This window comes from Thiocapsa rosea, assembly GCF_003634315.1.
In the GTDB taxonomy this organism is placed as follows: Bacteria; Pseudomonadota; Gammaproteobacteria; order Chromatiales; family Chromatiaceae; genus Thiocapsa; species Thiocapsa rosea.
In genome coordinates this window covers 4,120,433-4,141,967 of sequence record NZ_RBXL01000001.1, presented here as the reverse complement: position 1 = coordinate 4,141,967, position 21,535 = coordinate 4,120,433, and the positions used below count along the sequence as shown (strand labels likewise).

19 protein-coding genes are annotated in these 21,535 nt (G+C 64.2%); 9 read left to right on the top strand and 10 right to left on the bottom strand.

Annotated features, from left to right (window positions below; all coding sequences use genetic code 11):
* Positions 1–59 precede the first annotated feature (59 nt).
* The 4 genes from tssC to BDD21_RS18615 form a co-directional block, all read right to left on the bottom strand.
* Positions 60–1,559 carry a type VI secretion system contractile sheath large subunit gene (gene tssC / locus BDD21_RS18630; RefSeq protein ID WP_211335096.1) on the bottom strand — a complete coding sequence of 500 codons (1,500 nt, stop codon included), beginning with the start codon at positions 1,557–1,559 and terminating at the stop codon, positions 60–62.
* 1 nt (position 1,560) lies between these two features.
* Positions 1,561–2,085, bottom strand: coding sequence for a type VI secretion system contractile sheath small subunit (gene tssB, locus BDD21_RS18625; RefSeq protein ID WP_120798433.1), 525 nt, complete (start codon positions 2,083–2,085; stop codon positions 1,561–1,563).
* 67 nt (positions 2,086–2,152) lie between these two features.
* Positions 2,153–3,196 carry a type VI secretion system protein TssA gene (tssA, locus tag BDD21_RS18620; protein WP_120798432.1) on the bottom strand — a complete coding sequence of 348 codons (1,044 nt, stop codon included), beginning with the start codon at positions 3,194–3,196 and terminating at the stop codon, positions 2,153–2,155.
* A 407-nt stretch (positions 3,197–3,603) separates the two neighbouring features.
* Positions 3,604–4,902 (bottom strand): cobyrinic acid a,c-diamide synthase CobB, encoded by a 1,299-nt coding sequence (locus BDD21_RS18615; RefSeq protein WP_120798431.1) that lies wholly within the window; start codon positions 4,900–4,902, stop codon positions 3,604–3,606.
* A gap of 191 nt (positions 4,903–5,093) precedes the next feature.
* Between BDD21_RS18615 and cobM the strand changes: the two genes are divergently transcribed.
* The 5 genes from cobM (at position 5,094) to lpdA (ending at position 13,105) form a co-directional block, all read left to right on the top strand.
* Positions 5,094–5,882 carry a precorrin-4 C(11)-methyltransferase gene (cobM, locus tag BDD21_RS18610; protein WP_120798430.1) on the top strand — a complete coding sequence of 263 codons (789 nt, stop codon included), beginning with the start codon at positions 5,094–5,096 and terminating at the stop codon, positions 5,880–5,882.
* 10 nt (positions 5,883–5,892) lie between these two features.
* Entirely contained in the window at positions 5,893–6,339 is a 447-nt protein-coding gene (locus BDD21_RS18605) for a DUF29 domain-containing protein (protein WP_120798429.1), read from the top strand.
* A 262-nt stretch (positions 6,340–6,601) separates the two neighbouring features.
* Entirely contained in the window at positions 6,602–9,256 is a 2,655-nt protein-coding gene (gene aceE / locus BDD21_RS18600) for a pyruvate dehydrogenase (acetyl-transferring), homodimeric type (protein WP_120798428.1), read from the top strand.
* Positions 9,257–9,465: 209 nt separating this feature from the next.
* Positions 9,466–11,205 (top strand): dihydrolipoyllysine-residue acetyltransferase, encoded by a 1,740-nt coding sequence (aceF, locus tag BDD21_RS18595; protein WP_120798427.1) that lies wholly within the window; start codon positions 9,466–9,468, stop codon positions 11,203–11,205.
* A gap of 181 nt (positions 11,206–11,386) precedes the next feature.
* On the top strand, positions 11,387–13,105 hold the full coding sequence (gene lpdA, locus BDD21_RS18590) for a dihydrolipoyl dehydrogenase (protein ID WP_120798426.1): 1,719 nt from the start codon (positions 11,387–11,389) through the stop codon (positions 13,103–13,105).
* Between the two features lie 204 nt (positions 13,106–13,309).
* On the opposite strand, the gene BDD21_RS18585 is transcribed toward lpdA, so the two are convergent.
* The 3 genes from BDD21_RS18585 to BDD21_RS18570 all read right to left on the bottom strand — a co-directional run bounded on the left by BDD21_RS18585 (position 13,310) and on the right by BDD21_RS18570 (position 15,137).
* Complete coding sequence (locus tag BDD21_RS18585) at positions 13,310–13,588, bottom strand: BPTI/Kunitz domain-containing protein (protein ID WP_245969680.1); 279 nt, start codon at positions 13,586–13,588, stop codon at positions 13,310–13,312.
* A 5-nt stretch (positions 13,589–13,593) separates the two neighbouring features.
* Positions 13,594–14,097, bottom strand: a complete 504-nt coding sequence (locus tag BDD21_RS18580) for a hypothetical protein (protein ID WP_147431146.1) — start codon at positions 14,095–14,097, stop codon at positions 13,594–13,596.
* A gap of 620 nt (positions 14,098–14,717) precedes the next feature.
* Positions 14,718–15,137 carry a rubrerythrin family protein gene (locus BDD21_RS18570; RefSeq protein ID WP_093030780.1) on the bottom strand — a complete coding sequence of 140 codons (420 nt, stop codon included), beginning with the start codon at positions 15,135–15,137 and terminating at the stop codon, positions 14,718–14,720.
* Between the two features lie 213 nt (positions 15,138–15,350).
* Here BDD21_RS18570 and cpdA point away from each other — a divergent pair, with 213 nt between their 5' ends.
* Complete coding sequence (gene cpdA / locus BDD21_RS18565) at positions 15,351–16,217, top strand: 3',5'-cyclic-AMP phosphodiesterase (RefSeq protein WP_120800005.1); 867 nt, start codon at positions 15,351–15,353, stop codon at positions 16,215–16,217.
* Positions 16,218–16,259: 42 nt separating this feature from the next.
* On the opposite strand, the gene BDD21_RS18560 is transcribed toward cpdA, so the two are convergent.
* Together BDD21_RS18560 and BDD21_RS18555 are read right to left on the bottom strand one after the other, a co-directional pair.
* Entirely contained in the window at positions 16,260–16,550 is a 291-nt protein-coding gene (locus BDD21_RS18560) for an acylphosphatase (RefSeq protein ID WP_120798422.1), read from the bottom strand.
* Positions 16,551–16,610: 60 nt separating this feature from the next.
* On the bottom strand, positions 16,611–17,126 hold the full coding sequence (locus tag BDD21_RS18555; RefSeq protein ID WP_245969679.1) for a thioredoxin family protein: 516 nt from the start codon (positions 17,124–17,126) through the stop codon (positions 16,611–16,613).
* Between the two features lie 493 nt (positions 17,127–17,619).
* Between BDD21_RS18555 and wrbA the strand changes: the two genes are divergently transcribed.
* Both wrbA and hda read left to right on the top strand, forming a co-directional pair.
* The gene (wrbA, locus tag BDD21_RS18550; protein ID WP_120798420.1) at positions 17,620–18,219 is read left to right on the top strand and encodes an NAD(P)H:quinone oxidoreductase; all 600 of its coding nucleotides are present in this window, start codon (positions 17,620–17,622) and stop codon (positions 18,217–18,219) included.
* 33 nt (positions 18,220–18,252) lie between these two features.
* Positions 18,253–18,957 carry a DnaA regulatory inactivator Hda gene (gene hda, locus BDD21_RS18545; protein ID WP_120798419.1) on the top strand — a complete coding sequence of 235 codons (705 nt, stop codon included), beginning with the start codon at positions 18,253–18,255 and terminating at the stop codon, positions 18,955–18,957.
* 3 nt (positions 18,958–18,960) lie between these two features.
* Here hda and BDD21_RS18540 read toward each other — a convergent pair whose 3' ends face one another.
* Complete coding sequence (locus BDD21_RS18540) at positions 18,961–19,419, bottom strand: hypothetical protein (RefSeq protein ID WP_120798418.1); 459 nt, start codon at positions 19,417–19,419, stop codon at positions 18,961–18,963.
* A 693-nt stretch (positions 19,420–20,112) separates the two neighbouring features.
* Here BDD21_RS18540 and pabB point away from each other — a divergent pair.
* Positions 20,113–21,501, top strand: a complete 1,389-nt coding sequence (pabB, locus tag BDD21_RS18535) for an aminodeoxychorismate synthase component I (protein WP_120798417.1) — start codon at positions 20,113–20,115, stop codon at positions 21,499–21,501.
* Positions 21,502–21,535: the final 34 nt, after the last annotated feature.

Sequence of the window (21,535 nt, the reverse complement as noted above, 5' to 3'; positions counted from 1 at the left end):
TGTCAAGTCCGCCAGGGCCGATCCCATCCAAAACCATCGCATACCGCGCCGGGCGCGGTTTAAGTCTTCTGCGAAGGTAGCTTCGAGACCAACCGCAGTGAGACGGTCAAGCCTTCGAGCTGGTAGTGCGGTCTCAGATAGAAGACCGAGTTGTAATACCCCGGATTGCCTTCGACCTCCGTGACCACGACCTGCGCAGCCGCCAGCGGCTTACGGGCCTTGTCGACCTCCGAGGCGTTCGCTGGATTCGGCTCGACATACTTGTTGATCCATTTGTTGAGCCACTTCTCCATGTCGTCGCGCTCCTTGAAGGACCCGATCTTGTCGCGCACGATCGCCTTCAAATAGTGCGCGAAACGGCAGACTGCGAAGAGATAGGGCAGACGGGCCGACAGATTGGCGTTGGCGGTCGCATCCGGGTCGTCGTACTCGAAGGGCTTTTGCAGCGACTGTGCGCCGATAAAGGCCGCGAAGTCGGTATTCTTCTTGTGCATGAGGGGCATGAAGCCATTCTTGGCCAATTCCGCCTCGCGCCGGTCGTCGATGGCGATCTCGGTCGGACATTTCATATCCACGCCGCCGTCGTCGCTCGGGAAGGTATGGACCGGGAGTCCCTCGACAGCGCCCCCGGACTCCACACCGCGGATACGCGAGCACCACCCGTAAAGCTTGAACGCCCGGCTAATGTTCACGGCCATGGCATAAGCCGAGTTGGACCAAGCGTAACGACTGTGGTCGCCCAAGCCGGTCTCTTCCTCGAAGTCAAACTCCTCGACCGGATCCGTCTTCGCCCCGTAGGGCAAGCGCGCCAGAAAGCGCGGCATGGCCAACCCGATATAGCGCGAATCCTCGGACTCACGCAGCGATTTCCAGGCGGCATATTCGGGGGTTTGGAAGATCTTAGTCAGATCGCGCGGATTGCTCAGCTCCTGCCAGGACTCCATCTGCATGATCCCCGAGTCCGCCCCGGCAATGAATGGGGTATGTGCAGCAGCGGAGATCTGCGCCATCTGGCCGAGCAGCTCCACATCCGGGGGACTGTGATCGAAATAATAGTCCCCGACAATACAGCCGAACGGCTCACCGCCGAACATGCTGTATTCCTCCGTATAGATCTTCTTGAAGATCGGACTCTGGTCCCAGGCGGTCCCTTTGAACTTCTTCAGGGACTTGTGCAGATCCTTTTTCGAGATGTTCATGACCCGGATCTTGAGCATCTCGTCCGTCTCGGTGTTGTTCACGAGATGATGCAGACCGCGCCAGCTCCCTTCGAGCTGCTGGAAATCGGCGTGATGCAGGATCAGGTTGACCTGCTCGGTCAGTTTGCGGTCGATCTCGGCAATGATCGACTCGATGGTGCGCACGGCGTCGTCGGAGATGAGCGCGGTCTTCTCGAGCGCCTGGGCTGCGAGGGTCTGCACCGCACCCTCCACCGCCTCGCGAGCCCGGTCGGAGCGGGGCTTGAACTCTTTCTGAAGCAGCGAGGTAAAGGCACCGGCCTCCATCGGCTCGGCAGTTGCGCCCTGCGGGGCCTGCGCTTGGGTCTCGGTCTCGGCCATCTTACTTCTCCTCCGCCTGAGACGGCTCATCCGCCGGCTTCGGCGCAGCGGCAAGGGCCTGCAATAGGTTTGGATCCTGGAGCACCTTGGCGATCAACTCCTCGGCACCGCTCTTGCCGTCCATATAGGTCAGGAGGTTGGCGAGCTGCGAGCGCGCGTTGAGCAGGTTGTTCAAGGCGTCGACCTTGCGCGCGACCGCCGCAGGCGAGAAATCGTCCATGCTCTCGAAGGTCAGCTCGACGTTTAGGTTGCCCTCCCCGGTCAGGGTGTTGGGCACCTGGAAGGCCACGCGCGGCTTCATCGCCTTTAATCGATCGTCGAAATTGTCGACGTCGATCTCGAGCATCTTGCGATCGGCGACCGGCGGAAGGGCCTCGACGGGCTTGCCCGAGAGATCCGCGAGGACGCCCATCACAAAGGGCAGCTGGATGGTCTTTTCGGCGCCGTAGAGCTCGACGTCGTACTCGATCTGCACCCGCGGCGCCCGATTGCGGGCGATGAACTTCTGACTGCTTTCTTTCGCCACTGAGAGTCTCCTCGCTCTGGAAGGGCCCGCGGCTTCGGGTCAACAGCAGGCGGCCGCAGGCCGGGTTTCAGCTCTTGTCGTCGATACCGCACACCTTCTGGATCTGGGGTAAGGCATCGGGCGCAAGGTCTCGCACGATATCGACGAAGTTGCCGGTCACGAGCCGTCTTGCACGCTTCAGCAACAAGGGTACGGGGCTCGATGGCTCGTTGCGAAGGTAGTAGTCGCAGAGTCGGTCCAACGACTGGACCACATCCTCGCGCGAGCGGATCTGGGCATGGACACCTCCCGCGGTCGACACGGACGGTTGTTCCGGCTCGGCTGCCGCATCGGCGCCGAGTTGGACATCGGCATCCGGCCCGGGGCGGCGTTCGCCGAGACGCGCCTGCAAGAGGCCCTGAATCGCGGAAAGCAGCGCCGTCAGCGGCTCGAGATTCGGCATGAGGTGCGACGGGACATGCTTGGCAAGCGCCTCGCCGAGTCCGCGCACCTCGGAAAGAGAGGCGGTCGCACCGAGCGCGGCTGCACTCAGCTCCTCCGGATCGCAGTCCCGGAAGGCCGCGGCAATCGCTGTGCCGTCGAATGGCTGCGCATCCCGAGGCGCTGCCGCCTTGCCCTCGGCGACCTCGATATCGCGATACGTGATGACTCCGAAGATCCGGGAGCGGATCAGAGGGGTTGCGCGCAGCGGCCGAAGCATGGTGTCCAGCTCGCAGAGTGCGAGCAACGCGTTGAGCCGGATGCCGGGATCCAGGTTGTCATCGGGGTCGAGTTGAGGGTGAAGGCTGTCCCAGAATTCCACCACCAACCCACTCAGGAGCCGAAGCCCTTGACTCAAGCCAGCGAGCCCCTCCATGTGCATCAGGGCACGCGTGAGGAAGACGGCGGAACGCAGATCCTTCGAGCGTGCCAAGAGACGTAGAGCCAGTGCCCGAACCGCGGACCAATCCGGATCCTCCGCGGGAACCAGGCTCTCGCCCATGCGCCGCTCGGGTGTGCCTGCGGCAGCCTGCACCATCGCCAGAAATTCAGAGTCGTACTCGAGATCGTCGCCGGCTGGAGAATCGGCGGAGACCGGCTGGAGCAGTGCGTCAAGGTCCAGCCCATTCATCGTGTCTATACACCGAGCCTGAGTGGATAAACCGGAACCCTAGCGATTGGAAACGCAATCGCCGATGAAACGCGAAGGCAGTGTCGAATTCACGGGGCGTAATCGGCGGGGCACCGCCTCCGAACACAAGGCCCCGGGACCCGGCAACTCACCTCTCGAGGTCGCACTTGTCGCGAAAAGCACTGCGAAACGGATCCAGGCTGGCCTACTTCCGCCTCGCTGCTATCGAGAACCGTCGGGATGCATGGCCGAAAACCAACAGAGTGTCTCAGGAATTAAAACTAGGCGCTGCGAGCACGACTGTCAAGAGCACCGAAGAGAGATCGATGATCCTGCTTGAATTGACATCATCGCCCCGCGACCCGATCGGGAACGGAGTCGTCGTTGGAATCGACGGAAAACAACCCTCAGCTCAGAAACAAGGCCGCGGCAGCCTCCGGCGCGGAAGGAAAGTAGAGATGAAGGTAGCTCGCCCGCACCGGACCGAGCCGATAGAAGGGCTCCCCCGGCTGTCCGTCCGAGCGACGCCGTCCGGAGCAGGTCGGCGTCATCGGGGTCTCCAAGGCTGAATGATGGAAACTGTGCCCGCGCACCTCACCCCCGGGCAGGTCGATCGACTCGAGACCCAAGCCGACCAAACGCGGCATCAAGCGCGCCTGCCCCGGCAGCAGGCCGACCATGGTGCCGCACTCGCCGTCGCGATCGAGCAGTGACTCGAGCAGGTAGAGCATGCCGCCGCATTCGGCATAGATCGGCCGACCGGCGCTCGCATGTGCCTGCAGGGACTCCTTCATCGCACGATTCCCCGCCAATCGCGACAGATGCAGCTCGGGATATCCGCCGGGCAGGTAGATGGCGTCGGCGACCACGGCGGTGTCGGCGAGCGGGGAGAACTCGACCCATTCGGCGCCCATCGCACGGAGTAGGTCCAGATTCTCCGGATAGATGAAGCTGAAGGCGGCATCGCGGGCGACGCCGATCTTGCGACCGCTCAGCAGTGGCGGCACGTCCGGGGCTTCCCCGGCGGGGGGATCGAAACGTACCGGACCCGGCAGCCGGGCCAAGTCGGTGTCGGCGATCACCTGCGCTGCAGCGTCGAGGCGCGCATCCAGATCGGCGATCTCACCGGCCTGGACCAGGCCCAGGTGTCGGCTGGGCAGCGTCGCCTCATCCACCCGCGGCAGCGCGCCGAGAAAGGGAACGTCTTCCGGCATACCGGCCGCGAGCATCTCGACATGACGCGCACTGGCGACCCGGTTGGCGATGACGCCTGCGAACGGGAGGCTCGGCCGATAACGGGCCAAGCCGAGCGCGAGTGCACCGAAGGTCTGGCCCATGCCGCCGGCATCGATCAGCACCGCCACCGGGACACCGAAGGTCTGCGCGAGGTCGGCACCGGACGGGGTGCCGTCGAAGAGCCCCATCGCCCCTTCGATCAGGATGAGATCCGCCGCGCCGGCGGCCGCGTAGAGCTTGCGCCTCGAGTCGGTCTCGCCGACCATCCACAGATCAAGAGACTCGACCGGCGCCCCGGCGGCCCGGCCGAGGATCATGGGGTCCAAGAAATCCGGCCCGGTCTTGAAGACCCGCACCCGCCGCCCTTGGTTGCGGTGATGGCGCGCCAGCGCGGCGACCAAGGTCGTTTTGCCTTGACCGGATGCGGGAGCGGCGAGGAAAAGCGCGGGACAGGTTCTGGCAACGGTCATGGCTTACGCGTCGATTCGGCCGTGTTGAAGACGACGAACGAGCGCACCTGGACGCATTGCGCCCCGATCGACCGCCCATCTATCCTGTCGGTTCGAGGCATCATGCTGGAAGCCGCTTCGCCGATGCAACTCACCGCGCTTCGGCAGCGAGAACACTGTTATGGGTAAGGTTGATATGGGCAAGCTTCGGTATGGGTAAGGTCTGGTTCGTCGGCGCCGGTCCGGGTGCGGCCGATTTGATCACGGTCCGCGGCAGCCGCCTATTGGGCGAGGCCGGAGCCGTCCTCTACGCCGGATCGCTCGTCTCCAGGGCTGCCCTGCAATGGGCGTCGCCCGGCTGCGACATCGCCGACTCCAAGGGCATGGACATCAGCGAGATCACGGGCTGGCTGATGGATCGGGCCAAGCATCACGAGACGATAGTGCGACTTCAGACCGGCGATCCGGCGCTCTACGGCGCGCTGGCCGAGGTGGCTGGGCCTTTGGACCGCGCCGGCATCCCGGTCGGGATCGTGCCCGGCGTCTCCTCGGCGATGGCCTCGGCAGCGGCCGCGGGCGAGACACTGACCCTCCCGGAGGTGACCCAAACGGTCATCCTCACCCGCATCGAGGGACGCACACCGATGCCCGAGCGCGAGTCGCTCGACGCCTTGGCGCGCCATCGTTGCTCGCTCTGCATCTTTCTCTCGATCGCCCACATCGATGCGGTCATCGACGCGCTACGCAGCGCCGGTTGGCCGGACTCCGCGCCCATGGTCGTCGTGGAGAAGGCGACCTGGCCGGGCGAGGAGCGCGTCCTGCGTGGAACGCTCGCCGACATTGCCGAGCAGTGTCGCACTGCAGGGATCGACCGCCAGGCCATGATCCTGGCAAGCCCGGCCCTGGGTGCACGCGCGCGCACCGACATCGCAATGTCCCGACTCTACGCCCCCGAGTTCGGCCACGGCTTTCGCCGCGCCGAGTGGACACCCGAGACTTGAGGACCCCGCGATGAGTGCACTCTCAGAGCTCTACAAGACCGATTTCCACGCCTGGACGCTGAAGGCTGCGGAATTGATCCGCCAGCATCGCTTCGACGAGGTGAACACGGACGATCTGGCGGAGGAGCTGGACAGCATGGGGAAGAAAGAGCGCAACGAGATCGCGAATCGCTTGGTCATTCTGCTGGCCCACCTGTTGAAGCGGCAATTTCAGCCGGCCTACCGAAGTACGGGCTGGCGCAGCAGCATCATCGAGCAGCGCAAGCAGATTCAGCGTCAGATCCAGTCAAGCCCCAGCGTGAAGCCCTACGTGCCGGAGGCCATCGACGATGCCTACCCGGACGCCGTGGACATCACCGTGCGCGAGACCCTGTTGGGCCCCGAGCGGTTTCCCCGATCTTGCCCCTACGCAATCGACGAGATCCTTGATTTCGATTTCTACCCGAACGAGCCATGACCCCCAAGGTTCCGGCAACGTGGGCTCACGAGGCATGTCGATCGCCTGAGGCCGGAGAACGAAGGCCGAACGCAAGAAGCAGAAAGCTGATAGCTGATAGCTGATAGCTGACGGCAGGAGGCCGGCAGCTGGAGGCCGGCAGCTACTGACCAACGCCCGACCATACATTGACCCCCTAAATTCTCACCATTGCAAACTCCGAGCGCTGATATAATCCGCGCTTTGCCCGTGCCGACCGCTTCGACCGCTTCCGGGAAACAACATGACCAACAAGCCCGATATCGATCCCCAAGAGACACAGGAATGGCTCGATTCGCTCGAGGCCGTGCTCGAGAACGAAGGCGTCGAGCGCGCCCACTTTTTGCTCGAGCGACTGATCGACAAGGCGCGCCGTTCGGGGGCTTATCTCCCGTTCACCGCCAACACCGCCTATGTGAACACCATTCCGGTGCAGCAGCAGGAGCGCTTCCCCGGCGATCGCGCCATGGAGCGACGCATTCGCTCCTTCGTGCGCTGGAACGCCATGGCCATGGTGGTGCAGGCGAACCGGCTCTCGACCGAGCTCGGGGGGCACATCTCGAGCTTCGCCTCCTCCGCCACCCTCGTCGACGTGGGCTACAACCACTTCTTCCGTGCGCGCGACAAGGATCACGGCGGAGACCTGATCTTCTTCCAAGGTCACGCGGCGCCCGGCATCTATGCCCGCGCGTTCCTGGAGGGACGCATCAGCGAGGAGCAGCTCTACAACTTCCGCCAGGAGGTCGACGGCAACGGCTTGTCCTCCTATCCACACCCTTGGTTGATGCCCAACTTCTGGCAGTTCCCGACCGTCTCGATGGGGTTGGGTCCACTGATGGCCATCTACCAGGCGCGCTTCATGCGCTATCTGAACGACCGGGAGCTGGTCAACACGAGCGAGCGTAAGGTCTGGGCCTTCCTGGGCGACGGCGAGATGGACGAGCCCGAATCGCTGGGCGCCATCTCCTTGGCGGCACGCGAACGTCTCGATAACCTGGTGTTCGTCGTCAACTGCAACCTGCAGCGTCTCGACGGCCCGGTACGCGGCAACGGCAAGATCATCCAGGAGCTCGAAGCCGTCTTCCGCGGCGCCGGCTGGAACGTCGTCAAGGTCGTCTGGGGCAGTTACTGGGACCCCTTGTTCGCCCGCGACAAGCAGGGTCTGCTCCTCAAGCGCATGGAGGAATGCGTCGACGGCGACTACCAGGCCTACAAGGCCAAGGGCGGCGCCTACACCCGCGAGCATTTCTTCGGCAAGTATGCCGAGCTCAAGGACATGGTCGCCAACATGACCGACGAGGACATCTGGCGTCTGAACCGCGGCGGCCATGATCCGGCCAAGGTCTATGCCGCCTACGACGCGGCCATGCGCATGAACGGCAAGCCGACAGTGATCCTGGCCAAGACCGTAAAAGGTTACGGTATGGGTGTGGCCGGCGAGGGCATGAACATCACCCACTCGCAGAAAAAGATGGGCGAGACGCATCTCAAAGCCTTCCGCGACCGCTTCAATATTCCGATCTCGGACGATCAGATCGGCGCCGCGCCCTTCTACAAGCCGCCGCAGGACAGCCCCGAGATGCTGTACATGCATGAGGTGCGCGAGCGGCTCGGCGGGTTCCTACCGCTGCGTCGCGACGATGCCGCGGTGCTGCCGATCCCCGAGCTGGATGCCTTCAAGCCGCTCCTCGAAGGCAGCGGCGACAAGGAGATGTCGACCACCATGGCGATGGTGCGCATCCTCACGATCCTGGTGCGCGACAAGGCGATCGGCAAGTATTTGGTCCCCATCGTTCCGGACGAGGCACGCACCTTCGGCATGGAGGGCATGTTCCGCCAGCTCGGCATCTACTCCTCGATCGGCCAGCTCTACGAGCCGGTCGATGCCGATCAGGTCATGTACTACCGCGAGGACAAGAAGGGTCAGATCCTGCAGGAAGGCATCAACGAGGCGGGCGCCATGTCGTCCTGGATCGCGGCGGCCACCGCCTACGCGAACCACGGCCAGAGCATGATCCCCTTCTACATCTACTACTCCATGTTCGGGTTCCAGCGCATCGGGGATCTGGCCTGGGCGGCGGGCGACATGCAGGCCCGCGGTTTCCTGATCGGCGGCACCGCCGGACGCACCACGCTCGCCGGCGAGGGTCTGCAGCATCAGGACGGCCACAGCATGGTGGTCGCCGCGACCATCCCGAACTGTGTCGCCTACGACCCGGCCTACGCCTACGAGCTCGCCGTCATCGTCCAAGACGGCCTGCGCCGGATGTATCGAGAGAAGGAAAACGTCTTCTACTACGTCACGGCGATGAACGAGAACTACGTCCAGCCGGCGCTGCCGGAGGGCGCCGAGGCCGGGATCCTCAAGGGCATGTATCCGGTTCATCAGGGCGAGGAGCACACCCACCGGGTCCAGTTGCTCGGCGCCGGGACCATCCTGCGCGAGGTCTTGGCCGCGGCCGAGCTGCTCGCCAAGGACTTCAACGTCGGCGCCGATGTCTGGAGCGTCACCAGCTTCAACGAGCTGCGGCGCGAAGGCATCGATGTGGAGCGTTGGAACATGCTCCATCCCGACCAGCCCCAGCGCACCACCTATGTCGAGGAGCAACTGGCCGGGACCCGAGGCCCGATCGTCGCCGCCACGGACTATGTCAGGACCTACGCCGACCAGATCCGCCCCTACATCCCGCGACACTACCTGGTGCTCGGGACCGACGGCTTCGGGCGGAGCGACATGCGCAGCCAGCTGCGAAAATTCTTCGAGGTGAATCGTTACTACATCGTCGTCGCAGCCCTCAAGGCATTGGCCGACGAGGGCGAGATCCCGACCGCGACGGTCTCCGAGGCGATTCGGAAATACCGTATCGACCCGGAAAAACCCAACCCGGTAACGATCTGAACCGCGCTAAACCGCGTCCGGCATGGCATGGGTTACTTCGGTGGATCGACCGACGTACAAGGACCCACGAAGCGCTCGGTCGACGCGGTTTAGGACATCTAAAATCGAGAGCTAAGCCGCGTTCGGGCCGAAGCGCCCGGGTTAACCCGGGCCGCCCACCACAGGGAGCCGTGGTGATCGCCCCGGATGCGGTTTAGGGAGGACAGAGCGTGGCAACCGTCGAAGACATTCTGCTGCCGGACATCGGGGACTTCTCGGACGTCGAGGTGATCGAGATCCTCGTCGCGCCGGGCGACCGGATCGAGGCCGAGCAATCGATCCTCAGTCTGGAGAGCGACAAGGCGACCATCGAGATCCCCGCGCCGTTGGCGGGGGTGATCCGAGCGTTGAAGGTCAAGGTCGGCGATCGCGTCAGTCAGGGGGATCTCCTGATGACGCTGGAGACCGATGGGGCTGGTTCCGAGGAGGCTCCGTCCAAGGAGACATCTGCCGGCGAAGGGGGATCTGCACAAGCCGAGGCGAGCGAGCCGGGTGCTGTTCCCGCGACAGCACGCCCGGTGTCCCCTGCTCCGGCTTCGGCGCAGGCCTCGAAATCGACCGCACCGCGCACGCCGAGCGGCGGCGAGACCATCTCCGTGGTCCTGCCCGACATCGGCGATTTCGTGGACATCCCGGTCATCGAGGTCCTTATTGCTCCGGGCGATCGCATCGAGGTCGATCAGTCGCTTCTCACCCTCGAGAGCGACAAGGCGACGATGGAGATCCCCTCGCCCAACGCAGGTGTCGTCGAGGAGTTGGCCGTCAACGTCGGGGATACCCTGAATCAGGGCGATCTCATCCTGACACTGCGGACCGAAGGCGAGGTCGACAGCGGCGAGCCGGTCGCAACCGCCGAGCCGATGGCCGCGAACACGGCCGAAGAGCTCGAGGCACCGCCGGGTCCGGCCTCGAGCGTCAAACGCGCGCCCGGTGAATCCGAGCGCCGCCCCGCTCCGGTGCTGCCGCGTCCCGAGGACATGGCCGCCATCGCCAAGGGCCGCAAGGCCCATGCGAGCCCCGCCGTGAGACGTTTCGCGCGCGAGCTCGGCGTCGACCTGAAGGTCGTCAAGGGGTCGGGGCCAAAGGGTCGCGTGCTCAAAGACGACGTCCAGGGCTTCGTCAAGCAATCACTCGCGCAAGGTGCTCCGAGCGGGGCCGGCGGCGCCCTACCCTTCGCCCTGCCAGCAGCGCCCGAGATCGATTTCGGCAAGTTCGGCCCGGTCGAGGTCACCGAGCTGTCGCGCATCAAGAAGCTCAGCGGTCGGCATTTGCACCGCTGCTGGCTCTCGGTGCCGCATGTCACCCAGTTCGACGAGGCGGACATCACCTCGCTCGAAGACTTCCGCAAGGCGCAAAAGGCGCAGGCCGCCGAGAAGGGCATCAAGCTGACCTTCGTCCCCTTCCTGCTCAAGGCGGTCGCGACGGCGCTGAACCGGATGCCGGTCCTCAAGGCTTCGTTGACGGCGGACGGCGAGGGTCTGGTGCTCAAGCACTTCACCCATATCGGCGTGGCGGTCGACACGCCGCAGGGTCTGGTTGTCCCGGTCGTGCGCGACGTCGACAAGAAAGGCATCTTTGCGCTGGCCGCGGAACTCTCCGAGCTCGGTGAGAAGGCACGCGCCGGCAAGCTGCTGCCGGGCGACATGCAGGGTGGCTGTTTTTCCATCTCCAGCCTCGGCGGCATCGGCGGGACTGCCTTCACGCCGATCGTGAACGCGCCCGAGGTCGCCATCCTCGGGGTCTCGCGCGCGACGATCAAGCCGGTTTGGAACGGGCAGACCTTCGAGCCGCGCCTGATGCTGCCGCTGTCGCTGTCTTACGATCACCGAGTGGTCGACGGCGCGGACGGGGCGCGCTTCACCAGCCTGCTCGGGGAGCTGCTCGGGGATCTGCGCCAGCTTCTGCTGTAGGGCGGCGCGGAGGCGGGCGTGCGAACCGGCGCCACGCCCCATGCCCGAGCGCGACGCCCGAACCCAATGCAGTGAATAGGATCGAGGGTTTCGCCTCGCGACACGCTTTCGTCTAGCATTGGGCGCTATCGAGCCATCATCATCGCGCGGCCACTGCCGGCCCCAAGAGAAGAATCACACCATGAACGACAAGAGCGGCGACATCATCGAGGTCAAGGTACCGGACATCGGTGACTTCAAAGACGTGGAGGTCATCGAGGTCCTGGTCTCACCGGGCGATTCGGTGATCGAGGAAGCGTCGCTGATCACACTCGAAAGCGACAAGGCGAGCATGGAGATCCCGGCGCCGCGTGCCGGGAACGTGCGCACGGTCGAGGTCGCGGTCGGCGATCGGATCTCGGAAGGAACGCTCATCATGACGCTCGACGTCAAGGCGACGGGCGGAGGCGAAGCGGGCAAAGAATCCGTGAGCACGGCTGCTGCCGCGTCTCAGGAGATCGTCACCGAAGTCGTGGTGCTCGGTGCGGGTCCCGGTGGCTACACCGCCGCCTTCCGCGCCGCCGATCTCGGAAAGAAGGTCGTCCTGATCGAGCGCTACGACACCCTCGGCGGCGTCTGTCTGAACGTCGGCTGTATCCCATCGAAGGCGCTGCTGCATACGGCCGCCATTCTCGAAGAGGTCAAGACGCTCGGCACGATGGGCGTCACCTTCGGCGAGCCGCAGATCGATCTGGACAAGATGCGCGCGGGCAAGGAGCAGGTGGTCGCCAAGCTCACCGGCGGTCTCGCGGCCATGGCCAAGCAACGCCGGGTCGAGGTGGTCCAAGGCACCGGACGCTTCGAGGCGCCGAACCGGATCGCCGTGGCACAACCCGGTGGTCCGGTGCGAATCCTGTTCGACCACTGCGTCATCGCCTGCGGCTCGGCGCCCATGAAGATCCCGGGCTTTCCGCATGACGACCCGCGGGTCATGGACTCCACCGACGCGCTCGAGATCGCGGACATCCCGGAGCGTCTTCTGATCGTCGGCGGCGGCATCATCGGGCTCGAGATGGCAAGCGTCTACAGCGCGCTTGGCTCGACCGTCGAGGTCGTCGAGATGAAGGATCAGTTGATGCCGGGGGCGGACATCGATTTGGTACGCGCGCTCGAAAAGGTCATCAAGAAGCGCTACAGCACGATCCGACTCGACACCAAGGTCGCGCAGATGAGCGCCACCGCCGAAGGCATCAAGGTCGTCTTCGAGGGCAAAAAGCCGGGCGAAGAGATCTACGACAAGGTGCTGGTCGCCATCGGCCGACGCCCGAACGGCAAGCTCGTCAACGCCGAGGCCGCCGGGGTGAAGGTCGATCAGCACGGATTCATCAAGGTCGATGCCCACATGCGCACCAACGTGCCGAACATCTTCGCCATCGGCGACGTCGTCGGCGGGCCGATGCTCGCCCACAAGGCGACGCACGAGGCCAAGGTCGCGGCCGAGGTGATCGCCGGCATGCCTGCCCTCTTCGACCCCATGACCATCCCCTCGGTCGCCTACACGGACCCCGAGGTCGCCTGGATGGGCTTGACCGAGACCGACGCCAAGGCCAAGGGCATCGCCTACGAGAAGGGCGTCTTCCCCTGGGCGGCGAGCGGTCGCGCACTCGGCATCCACCGCGACGAGGGTCTGACCAAGCTGCTCTTCGATCCGGAGACCAAGCGCATCCTGGGTGCGGGCATCGTCGGCCCGAACGCCGGCGAGCTGATCGGCGAGGCTGTTCTGGCGCTTGAGATGGGTGCGGACATGGAAGACATCGGTCTGACCATCCACCCGCACCCGACCCTGAACGAGACCATCGGGCTCGCCGCCGAGATGGCGCACGGCTCGATCACGGATCTACTCCCGCCGAAGAAGCGCTGATACGCGTAAACCGCGCCCAGCGCGGTATGCATAGTGTATTGGATTGAAGTGGCCACGCCGTCTCCGATCACTGTCGGAGCTGGCGCGGTTTAAGATATTAAAAAATATAAACTTTTAAACCGCGTCTTGCCGAGATCGAGGACATCTCCGAGGCCGAACGCAAAATGCAAATGACGCATGTCACTCTGGACGCGGTTTAAAGCCTCACCGCTTCGCCCCGCAGAAGTCCAAACACTGCTGCAAGGTCGCGAACGGCACCCGACCCGCGCAGCCGCCGTAGGTGAACGCCTTGCAGCGATCGTCTCGGTAGTCGTAATAGAATCCGAGCTGATTGGAACGGCAGGGGCCGGGGTCGGGTTTGACGAGGCAGGCGACGGGCAGCTCATCGCTGCCGCCTCCTGTGGGAGCACCGCCACATCCCGCGATGCCTGCCATGAGAATGAGGATGAGGAGCGCCGGAAGGCGAAACCGGCCTAACCCCATAGCCCTCATCGGGACCGGCTTCGCGCAGTCGCGCGGATTTGCGCACCCGTCGGTGCGTGCTTCCACCAATCGCGATGCCGAAACTCGCTGCCGTCCTTCGCCATCACCTGAACGGAACCGCCTCGACGGAATCCCCAACCTTTGATCCTCGGACCATGCAGGAAGAGCGTCCAAGCCGGCACGCCTGCACGCAAGACGACCCGATGATAATCCGAGCCGCGCAGCCTGTTGAATCGCCCCGGAGCACGAAAGCAGACCCGGATCTGCTCCGAGTCCCCGTCGAGTGTGCGAATCTCGTCATAACCGCCCGAGAGCACCAAGCTCAAGGCATGTCCCCAGGGGTGATCATGAAGGCCGCGATCCGGATCCGAATCGACGAAACGGTGCAGGTAGAGATGCCAGCCGAAGGCGCCGAGGAGGTAGTAACGTTCGAGGTAGGGCTCGCCTTGGTCGCCTTCGATGAGACGACAGGGTCGACGCGCGCTGATCCATTCAAGCAGTCTTTCCATCGGGTCCTTTAAACCGCGTCCGTTGCAACGAAACCGCGTCCAGAGCGACATGCGTCGTTTTCATGTTTCGTTTGGCTTCGGAGATGTCCTCAACCCCGGTGAGACGCGGTTTAGACGTTAATATTTTTTGAGACATTAAACCGCGTCCCCGCTAAGGGCCGTGGATGCACCAAACGCCGACCTCCCTCGGAAGTTAGCATCTCGCTCTGGACGCGGCTTAATGCGGGTCGAGCCGCCGCGTGCGGATGTTGCCCCTCGACCCTCGGGCGTCGGTCGCCGTTGGTCGACACCGAAGAATTCGGTTTCGAGCGACTGGAGCGCTGCGGGGCGAGTCACGATTATACGCGTGCGGAGTTGCGCTGCATGAGGGACTGCGAAGTGCATGAGGGCTCAGCGGCGTTCTTGCGAAACGTGACGACGATTTCCGGACGTCGGCATCCGGATGACGCCTCACTGGAAAACCTGAAGGGGCGACTCAAGTCGCCCCTACATGCCGGTCGCTCTCTCTTCAAGCCATCGAAAGCGCTTTTTCCCTAAACCGCGATCGACGCCGAGACCCTTGGTGTCGACCCTGTCCGAGGATGCCGCCGAGCCGGCCTGGTTGCTCGGGGGGACGCGGTTTAAGCGTCGAGGTTGTCGAGCGCCTTCTGGAAGCGATTGGCGTGCGAGCGCTCGGCCTTGGCCAGCGTCTCGAACCAGTCGGCGACCTCGTCGAAGCCTTCGTCACGTGCGGTCTTGGCCATGCCGGGGTACATATCGGTGTATTCGTGGGTTTCGCCCGCGATGGCCGCCCGCAGATTGTCGCCGGTCGGACCGATCGGCAGACCGGTGGCCGGGTCGCCGACGGCTTCGAGATATTCGAGGTGGCCGTGCGCATGGCCGGTCTCGCCCTCGGCGGTCGAGCGGAAGACCGCCGCGACATCGTTGTAGCCCTCGACATCGGCCTTGGCGGCGAAATAGAGGTAGCGGCGATTCGCCTGAGACTCGCCCGCGAAGGCTTCCTTCAAACTTTCTTCGGTTTTGCTGCCCTTGAGCTCCATGTCGATCTCCTCACGATGGAATGAACCGGGGTTGGCTGAACCTGCATCGAAAACCTTAGTCACCTCCAAGCCATTTCAGAAATTGTTTGTTCCAATGGCTGCGATCGTCTGTTTTTATGGGCTAGGGCACTCTTCGACAAGTCTGTGAACTGGTTCGGCAACGCTCACTTGCACAACTGCTATATCCTAGTCCTGATCAACAAGGAGCAGATTATGCCAGCGCCCAACGGCTTACGGACATTCGACGTCGCCCCGTCACCCACAACGGGGGGAGCCCGGCCGGAACAGACCGCGCAACGGCTGACGCTTCTGCAGTTGACCGATCCGCATCTCTTCGCCGAACCCGACGGGCAGCTGCTCGGCGTGACCACGCGGCGCAGCTTCGAGGCGGTGTTGGAGCTCGCACTCGCGCATTCGCCGCCTGCCGATGCCTTGGTGCTCACGGGCGATCTCGTCCATGACGAGTCGCGCGAAGGCTATCGAGCGCTTCGCCGTTTGCTCGATCGCACCGGACTGCCCTACTACTGCATCCCCGGCAACCACGACTCGCAGCCGCTGATGGAAGAGCTACTCGGACCCGCGGCGCTCGGGCCGGTTGCCGTGCGAACGCTCGGAGACTGGAACCTCGTCTTTCTCGATTCCACCGAGCCGGGCCGAGAGGGCGGGCGAATCGGACAGGCTCGACTCGCGGCGCTTGGCGATGCCCTCGTGGCAAAGCGATCACCGGCGGTGATCTTTCTGCATCAACATCCGATCCCTGTACAGAGCGCCTGGATGGACAGGCTCTCGGTCGAGGACGGAGATGAGCTGATTGCACTCTGCAACCGGCATCATCAGGTCAAGGCCCTGGTCTGCGGTCATGTTCACCAGGAATTCGCGCAGCGTCTCGACGGGTATTGGGTTCTGGGAACACCCTCGACCTGTGTTCAGTTCGAGCCACGCCAATCCAAATTCGCGATCGATGCGCAACCCCCCGGTTACCGAGAACTCACACTCCTTGCGAACGGCGCGCTGGAGACCCGCGTCGTGCGTCTCGACGGCTACCCGGAGCGTCCGAGTCGGACGGCGGGCGGTTATTGAGATGCCGGACACCTGTCGCACCGTGGCTCGGCGGGCGCCCCGTCAGTCGATGGCGAAGCTCGGATACTGCTGATAGTCCAGAGGCTCGCAAGCAACCCCGGTCACCGCAGCCCCCGGGGGCCCGGTGCGCAACCAGTCGCGCAGATGACCGACCGCGCTCGCCTCCCCGCAAACCAGCAACTCCACGCGCCCGTCGGGAAGATTTCGCGCATATCCGGTCACGCCCAACCGCATCGCCTGCTCGCGAGCCGACGCACGGAAAAACACGCCCTGCACCCGGCCGCCGACGAGGCAGCGGTAACAGATACGTTGCTCGCTTTGATGCTCGTCCATTGTCTGCTCCTGGGATCGCGCCCCGTACGCCGCCCGGATGGCGACGCGGCGTGCGGTGTGTTACTCCGCGGCGGCGGCTTGACGCTCGCGCTTGTAGGCCGGGAAGGTGATGTCTTTATAGCGTTCCTGAACGACGTATTCCCCGAGCCACATGAACTCGGTCGCATCACCCGTAGCCCCGGTGTACCTGGCCACCAGATTGCCGTCGAGGTCGAAGAAGGCGAACACCGGCGTCGCACGCACCCGATGGGTCTTCAAGGCGAAATCCTTTTGCGGCATCGCCGTCCCCGCGAAATCGTGGATCTCGACATCGCCCTCGATATCGACCGGGAAGATCATGAAATGCGCTTTGTAATAGTCCTGCACCTCGGGCTGGTTCAGCACCGTGGTCTTCATGCGATGACAAAAGGGGCACTCGTCCATCTCGAACATCAGCAGGATGCCCTTCTTGCCCTCGTCTCTCGCCGTCTCGAGCTCTTCGGCGAAATCCCCGAAGGTCGAATCGAAGAAATGCTGACCCGGGTCGCGCGTTGCAGCACCGACGGCAGTCGCGCACAACACGAGCAGGATGAACATCAGTCGAAGCTCTCGCCGACCATCACGCGAACGCAGGTGAGCCATTCTTGTCTTGCCTCCTCGCACGATTTGGGCACCGGACGAACATCCGGGCCGGGTCGGCTGATTCTCACCAGTTCGACGTGACAGTTCAATGCCCGGATCTCGCGAGGTCGGACGGGGCGGCTCGGGCGGACGAAACATCGGCTTTCACTGCTGACGCGGTTTAGACTAAACCGCGCCCGGAGCGGTATGCGTCATTCGTTGGATTAGCTTAGCCGCGCCAGCTCCGACGACTCTCGGAGCTGGCGCGGCTTAAAGTGATAAAAAGATTAAATTTTAAACCGCGTCTCGCCAAGATCGAGGAAGCGCCCGACGTTGAACACAACGTGAAAATTACGCATTTCGCTCTGGACGCGGTTTAATGCCCGACCCACGACATCAGTATCAGACCGAGCGCCGGTCCGATTCGTGACCCGCGCATTCCGGCGTCCTATTCGGAGACCGATCATCCATGAGCTACATCCTTGTCCTCTACTACAGTCGCTTCGGCGCCACCGCCGAGATGGCCCGTCATGTCGGACGCGGCGTCGAGGCCGGCGGACTGCAAGCGCGCCTGCGGACCGTACCTGCCGTCTCGACCGTCTGCGAAGCGACCGAGGACAGCGTCCCGGCCTCCGGTGCACCCTATGCCGACGAAGATGACCTGCGCGGCTGCGCCGGCCTTGCACTCGGCAGCCCCACACGATTCGGAAACATGGCCGCCCCGATGAAGTATTTCCTCGACGGAACTAGCAGTCTTTGGCTCTCCGGGGCCATTTCCGGCAAACCCGCCGGGGTCTTTACCTCGACCTCCAGCCTGCACGGCGGTCAAGAGGCCACGCTGCTCACCATGATGATCCCCTTGCTTCATCACGGGATGCTGTTGATGGGGCTCCCCTACACCGAGGGCGACCTCCTTCACACCCGCTCCGGCGGCACTCCCTACGGCCCCTCGCACCTGGCCGGCCCCGACAGCGCCCTGCCGGTGACAGACGAGGAAAAACGTCTGTGTTTGGCCTTGGGCCGTCGGCTCGCCGAGACCGCGACCGCACTCTCGCGCCGCCCGGGCTGAAGCGCCGCACCCTTACCCCGAGCAGACGGAACCGTGACCGACCATCCCGGGCAACTGCATCTGCCGATCACGCTGATCCGTGAGCCGACGCTCGCGGACTATCGCGCCGGTCCGAACGCAGAGGCGCTCGCCGCGGTCGCGACCCTGGCGTCCGGGGCCGGCGAGCCTTACGTGTTTCTGTTCGGAGGCGCATCGACGGGCAAGACCCATCTGCTGCAGGGCGCCTGCCAGGCGGCGATCCAAAGGGGCCGCATGGCCCAATACATCCCGCTCGGCAAGACCGGGCTGATGCCCTCGATCTTCGACGACCTCGAGAGCCGCGATCTGTTGGCGATCGACGATGTGCAGGCCATCGCCGGCAAGGCGGACTGGGAGGTCGCCTTATTCGATCTTTTCAATCGAGCGCGCGCGCGCGGATGCCCGCTCCTGATCGCGGCGAGCTCGGCCCCGGACGCCTTGGGGCTTGGCCTGGCGGATCTGTGCTCGCGCCTTCAATGGGGGCCGCGCTACTGCCTGCTGCCGCTGAGCGACCCGGACTGCGAGCGATTGCTCACGGAGATCGCCGCAGAGTTCGGCATGCGGCTGGGACAGGAAACCGCACGCTATATCATGAACAACTATGCCCGCGATCCCGGCTCGCTGGTCGCCCTGATCGAGCGGATCGACCAAGTCAGCCTGCGCGAGCAACGCCAACCGAGCATTCCCCTGGTGCGTCGGGTCATGCGCGGCGAGAGCTGAACCTCACTCCCCGCAGATCAGACGACCGAACCTCGTCCGGTCGATCGTCGCCGGCTGTGTGCACACCCTCCTCAACCGCTCCACGAGTGGGCCGTCGGGATCGAAGATCAGAACCCACGATGTTGCGGCCATGCTCATGCCCTCGAAGCCATCCTCGCGGCAGGCCGCATAGACCTGCTCGTAGAGGTCGTCGCAAAAAGCCGGTCCTATGCGTTCGGAGCGATAACCGCACTGGTCGATGACCGCTTGGAGCGCGCCGGTACCGGTCGCACCCGTATAGGCGCTGACATCGCCGAAATCCCGCAGACCGGCAGCCTCGAGGGTCGCGATCACCCGATCACGGCAAGCATCCCAAGCTGCCCCCGACGAAGCGGATGCGCCGAGAGCGGCACCGGAAACAAGGAGCAGGAAGAGCCCGGCAGCAAGCAAACCGTAAAGCCTTGGGCGGGAGACATGAAACATGTTGAGCTCCTGTCCGGAGGACGTAAGCAACGCCCTCGAGCTCGGCGATCGAGATGAGCAAGGCGCCACTCACGAGGGGCCCCGGAGATCTCCGTTTCGCGGTTGCGCGGCCATGTCGGTCCAAGCCGACAGCGCGCTCGAGGGCATGAGTGTGTTGTCTTCAGTCTATGCCAAGACCGAGCGTCCCGCACCCGATGCCGGATCTCGCCGTTGTGCTATAAACCGCGCCCAGTGCGGTATGCGTGGTTTGTTGGATTGCCTTGGCCGCGCCGGCTCCGACGACTGTCGGAGCCGGCGCGATTTAAGGTATTAAAAAGATTAAATTTAAACCGCCCCTCACCGAGGTCGAGGACATCTCCGAAGCCAAACGCAACATGACAATGACGCATGTCGCTCTGGACAATGACGCATGTCGCTCTGGACGCGGTTTAATCGAGCACGGCACCGCAGCGACCGACGAGGCTGCTCGTCGATATCGCCAGCACCACCACCGACCTGATCCTCATCAAGGCAGGTCGCGTCGGCGTAAGCGGATACTCCGATCCTCGTGCGCAGGCTGGCGAATCGATTGAATCGCCCTCACGTCGGTTGTTGCGGGTTGCTCGAAACCACGACGGAAAACGCAATCCCGGATGTCGCCGAATGTGCCCCTGCAGCCGCCGTGGCCTTCCTGGCGGCGGAGATGGACGCCCGATGACCACCCCCTTGATCCGCGACCTTCCCTACCGCCCCGACAGCAGCGTCCTGTTCGAGGCATTGGCGAGCCGCGCCTGGCCCGTCTTCCTCGATAGCGGGCGGCCGACGTGCACGCAAGGGCGCTATGACATCTTGACCGCCGAGCCGAGCGCGACGCTGGTCACCCGCGGACTCAGGACCGAGCTGCACGATGCGCACGGGACGCGCGCCTCCCTGGCGGACCCCTTCACCCTACTGGACGAAACCCTCGGCCCGCGTCGACCCCGCATCCCGGGCCTGCCGTTCTGCGGCGGGGCGATCGGCTACTTCGCCTATGATCTCGCCCGTCGTCTGGAACGCCTCCCCAGCCTCGCTGAGGACGCGGAGGGTATCCCGGACATGGCCGTCGGGATTTATGACTGGGCGCTGGTCGTGGATCATGCGAGGCGACGCTCGCGGCTGGTCGCACAGGATGAGGCGTGTCTCCACGAGTGGCTCGCACGCTTGGCCCCTGCCCTGTCCGGCCGGCGCACGACACGCGCGCCGAACGCCTTCCGCGTTCTTGATCGCGTGCGCTCCAACCTCGGCCACGGGGAGTATCTGACGGCCCTCGCCCGCATCAAACACTATCTACACGAGGGCGACTGCTACCAGGTCAACCTTGCCCAGCGTTTCGCCGTCCCCGCGGAGGGCGACCCCTGGCAGGCCTACAAGGGACTGCGCATCGCGAATGCCGCTCCCTTCGGGGCCTATCTTTCGACGCCCGACTGTCACATCCTGTGCTCCTCGCCCGAACGCTTCCTGAGCGTATGCGGGGACCGCGTGGAGACCAAGCCCATCAAAGGGACCCGGCCGCGCGGGAGCGACGCCGTCGAGGACCGGATGCTCGCGCAGGCCCTGCGCAACAGCGTCAAGGACCGCGCCGAAAACCTGATGATCGTCGACCTCCTGCGCAACGACCTCGGCAAGGTCTGCGCCATCGGCAGCGTGCATGTCCCGACACTCTTCGCGATCGAGAGCTACGCACGCGTCCATCACCTGGTCAGCACGGTCCGCGGTCGCCTGGCCGAGGGTCGCACCGCCCTGGACCTGTTGCGGGCCTGTTTCCCCGGCGGCTCCATCACCGGGGCGCCCAAGCTGCGCGCCATGGAGATCATCGAGGAGCTCGAGCCACAGCGTCGCGGCGTCTACTGCGGGTCGATCGGCTATCTGGGCTACGACGGCACCATGGACACCAACATCGCCATCCGCACCCTCGTCCACTCGGCCGGGGTCACGCGCCTTTGGGCCGGTGGCGGCATCGTCGCCGACTCCGACCCCGAAGCCGAGTACCGCGAGACCTACGACAAGGCCGCGCCCCTGCTGGACCTCCTGGAGCGACTGCGGTTGGACCATGTGGGTAGCTGAGCCTTTCGGACCGCTCGGCGCGGCCGGGATCGGC

Coding starts and splice junctions, on each gene's coding strand:
- tssC (WP_211335096.1), bottom strand. CDS start 1,559: ATGGCCGAGACCGAGACCCAAGCGCAGGCCCCGCAGGGCGCAACTGCC.
- tssA (WP_120798432.1), bottom strand. CDS start 3,196: ATGAATGGGCTGGACCTTGACGCACTGCTCCAGCCGGTCTCCGCCGAT.
- BDD21_RS18615 (WP_120798431.1), bottom strand. CDS start 4,902: ATGACCGTTGCCAGAACCTGTCCCGCGCTTTTCCTCGCCGCTCCCGCA.
- cobM (WP_120798430.1), top strand. CDS start 5,094: ATGGGTAAGGTCTGGTTCGTCGGCGCCGGTCCGGGTGCGGCCGATTTG.
- BDD21_RS18605 (WP_120798429.1), top strand. CDS start 5,893: ATGAGTGCACTCTCAGAGCTCTACAAGACCGATTTCCACGCCTGGACG.
- aceE (WP_120798428.1), top strand. CDS start 6,602: ATGACCAACAAGCCCGATATCGATCCCCAAGAGACACAGGAATGGCTC.
- lpdA (WP_120798426.1), top strand. CDS start 11,387: ATGAACGACAAGAGCGGCGACATCATCGAGGTCAAGGTACCGGACATC.
- BDD21_RS18585 (WP_245969680.1), bottom strand. CDS start 13,588: ATGGGGTTAGGCCGGTTTCGCCTTCCGGCGCTCCTCATCCTCATTCTC.
- BDD21_RS18580 (WP_147431146.1), bottom strand. CDS start 14,097: ATGGAAAGACTGCTTGAATGGATCAGCGCGCGTCGACCCTGTCGTCTC.
- BDD21_RS18570 (WP_093030780.1), bottom strand. CDS start 15,137: ATGGAGCTCAAGGGCAGCAAAACCGAAGAAAGTTTGAAGGAAGCCTTC.
- cpdA (WP_120800005.1), top strand. CDS start 15,351: ATGCCAGCGCCCAACGGCTTACGGACATTCGACGTCGCCCCGTCACCC.
- BDD21_RS18560 (WP_120798422.1), bottom strand. CDS start 16,550: ATGGACGAGCATCAAAGCGAGCAACGTATCTGTTACCGCTGCCTCGTC.
- BDD21_RS18555 (WP_245969679.1), bottom strand. CDS start 17,126: ATGTTCATCCTGCTCGTGTTGTGCGCGACTGCCGTCGGTGCTGCAACG.
- wrbA (WP_120798420.1), top strand. CDS start 17,620: ATGAGCTACATCCTTGTCCTCTACTACAGTCGCTTCGGCGCCACCGCC.
- BDD21_RS18540 (WP_120798418.1), bottom strand. CDS start 19,419: ATGTTTCATGTCTCCCGCCCAAGGCTTTACGGTTTGCTTGCTGCCGGG.
- pabB (WP_120798417.1), top strand. CDS start 20,113: ATGACCACCCCCTTGATCCGCGACCTTCCCTACCGCCCCGACAGCAGC.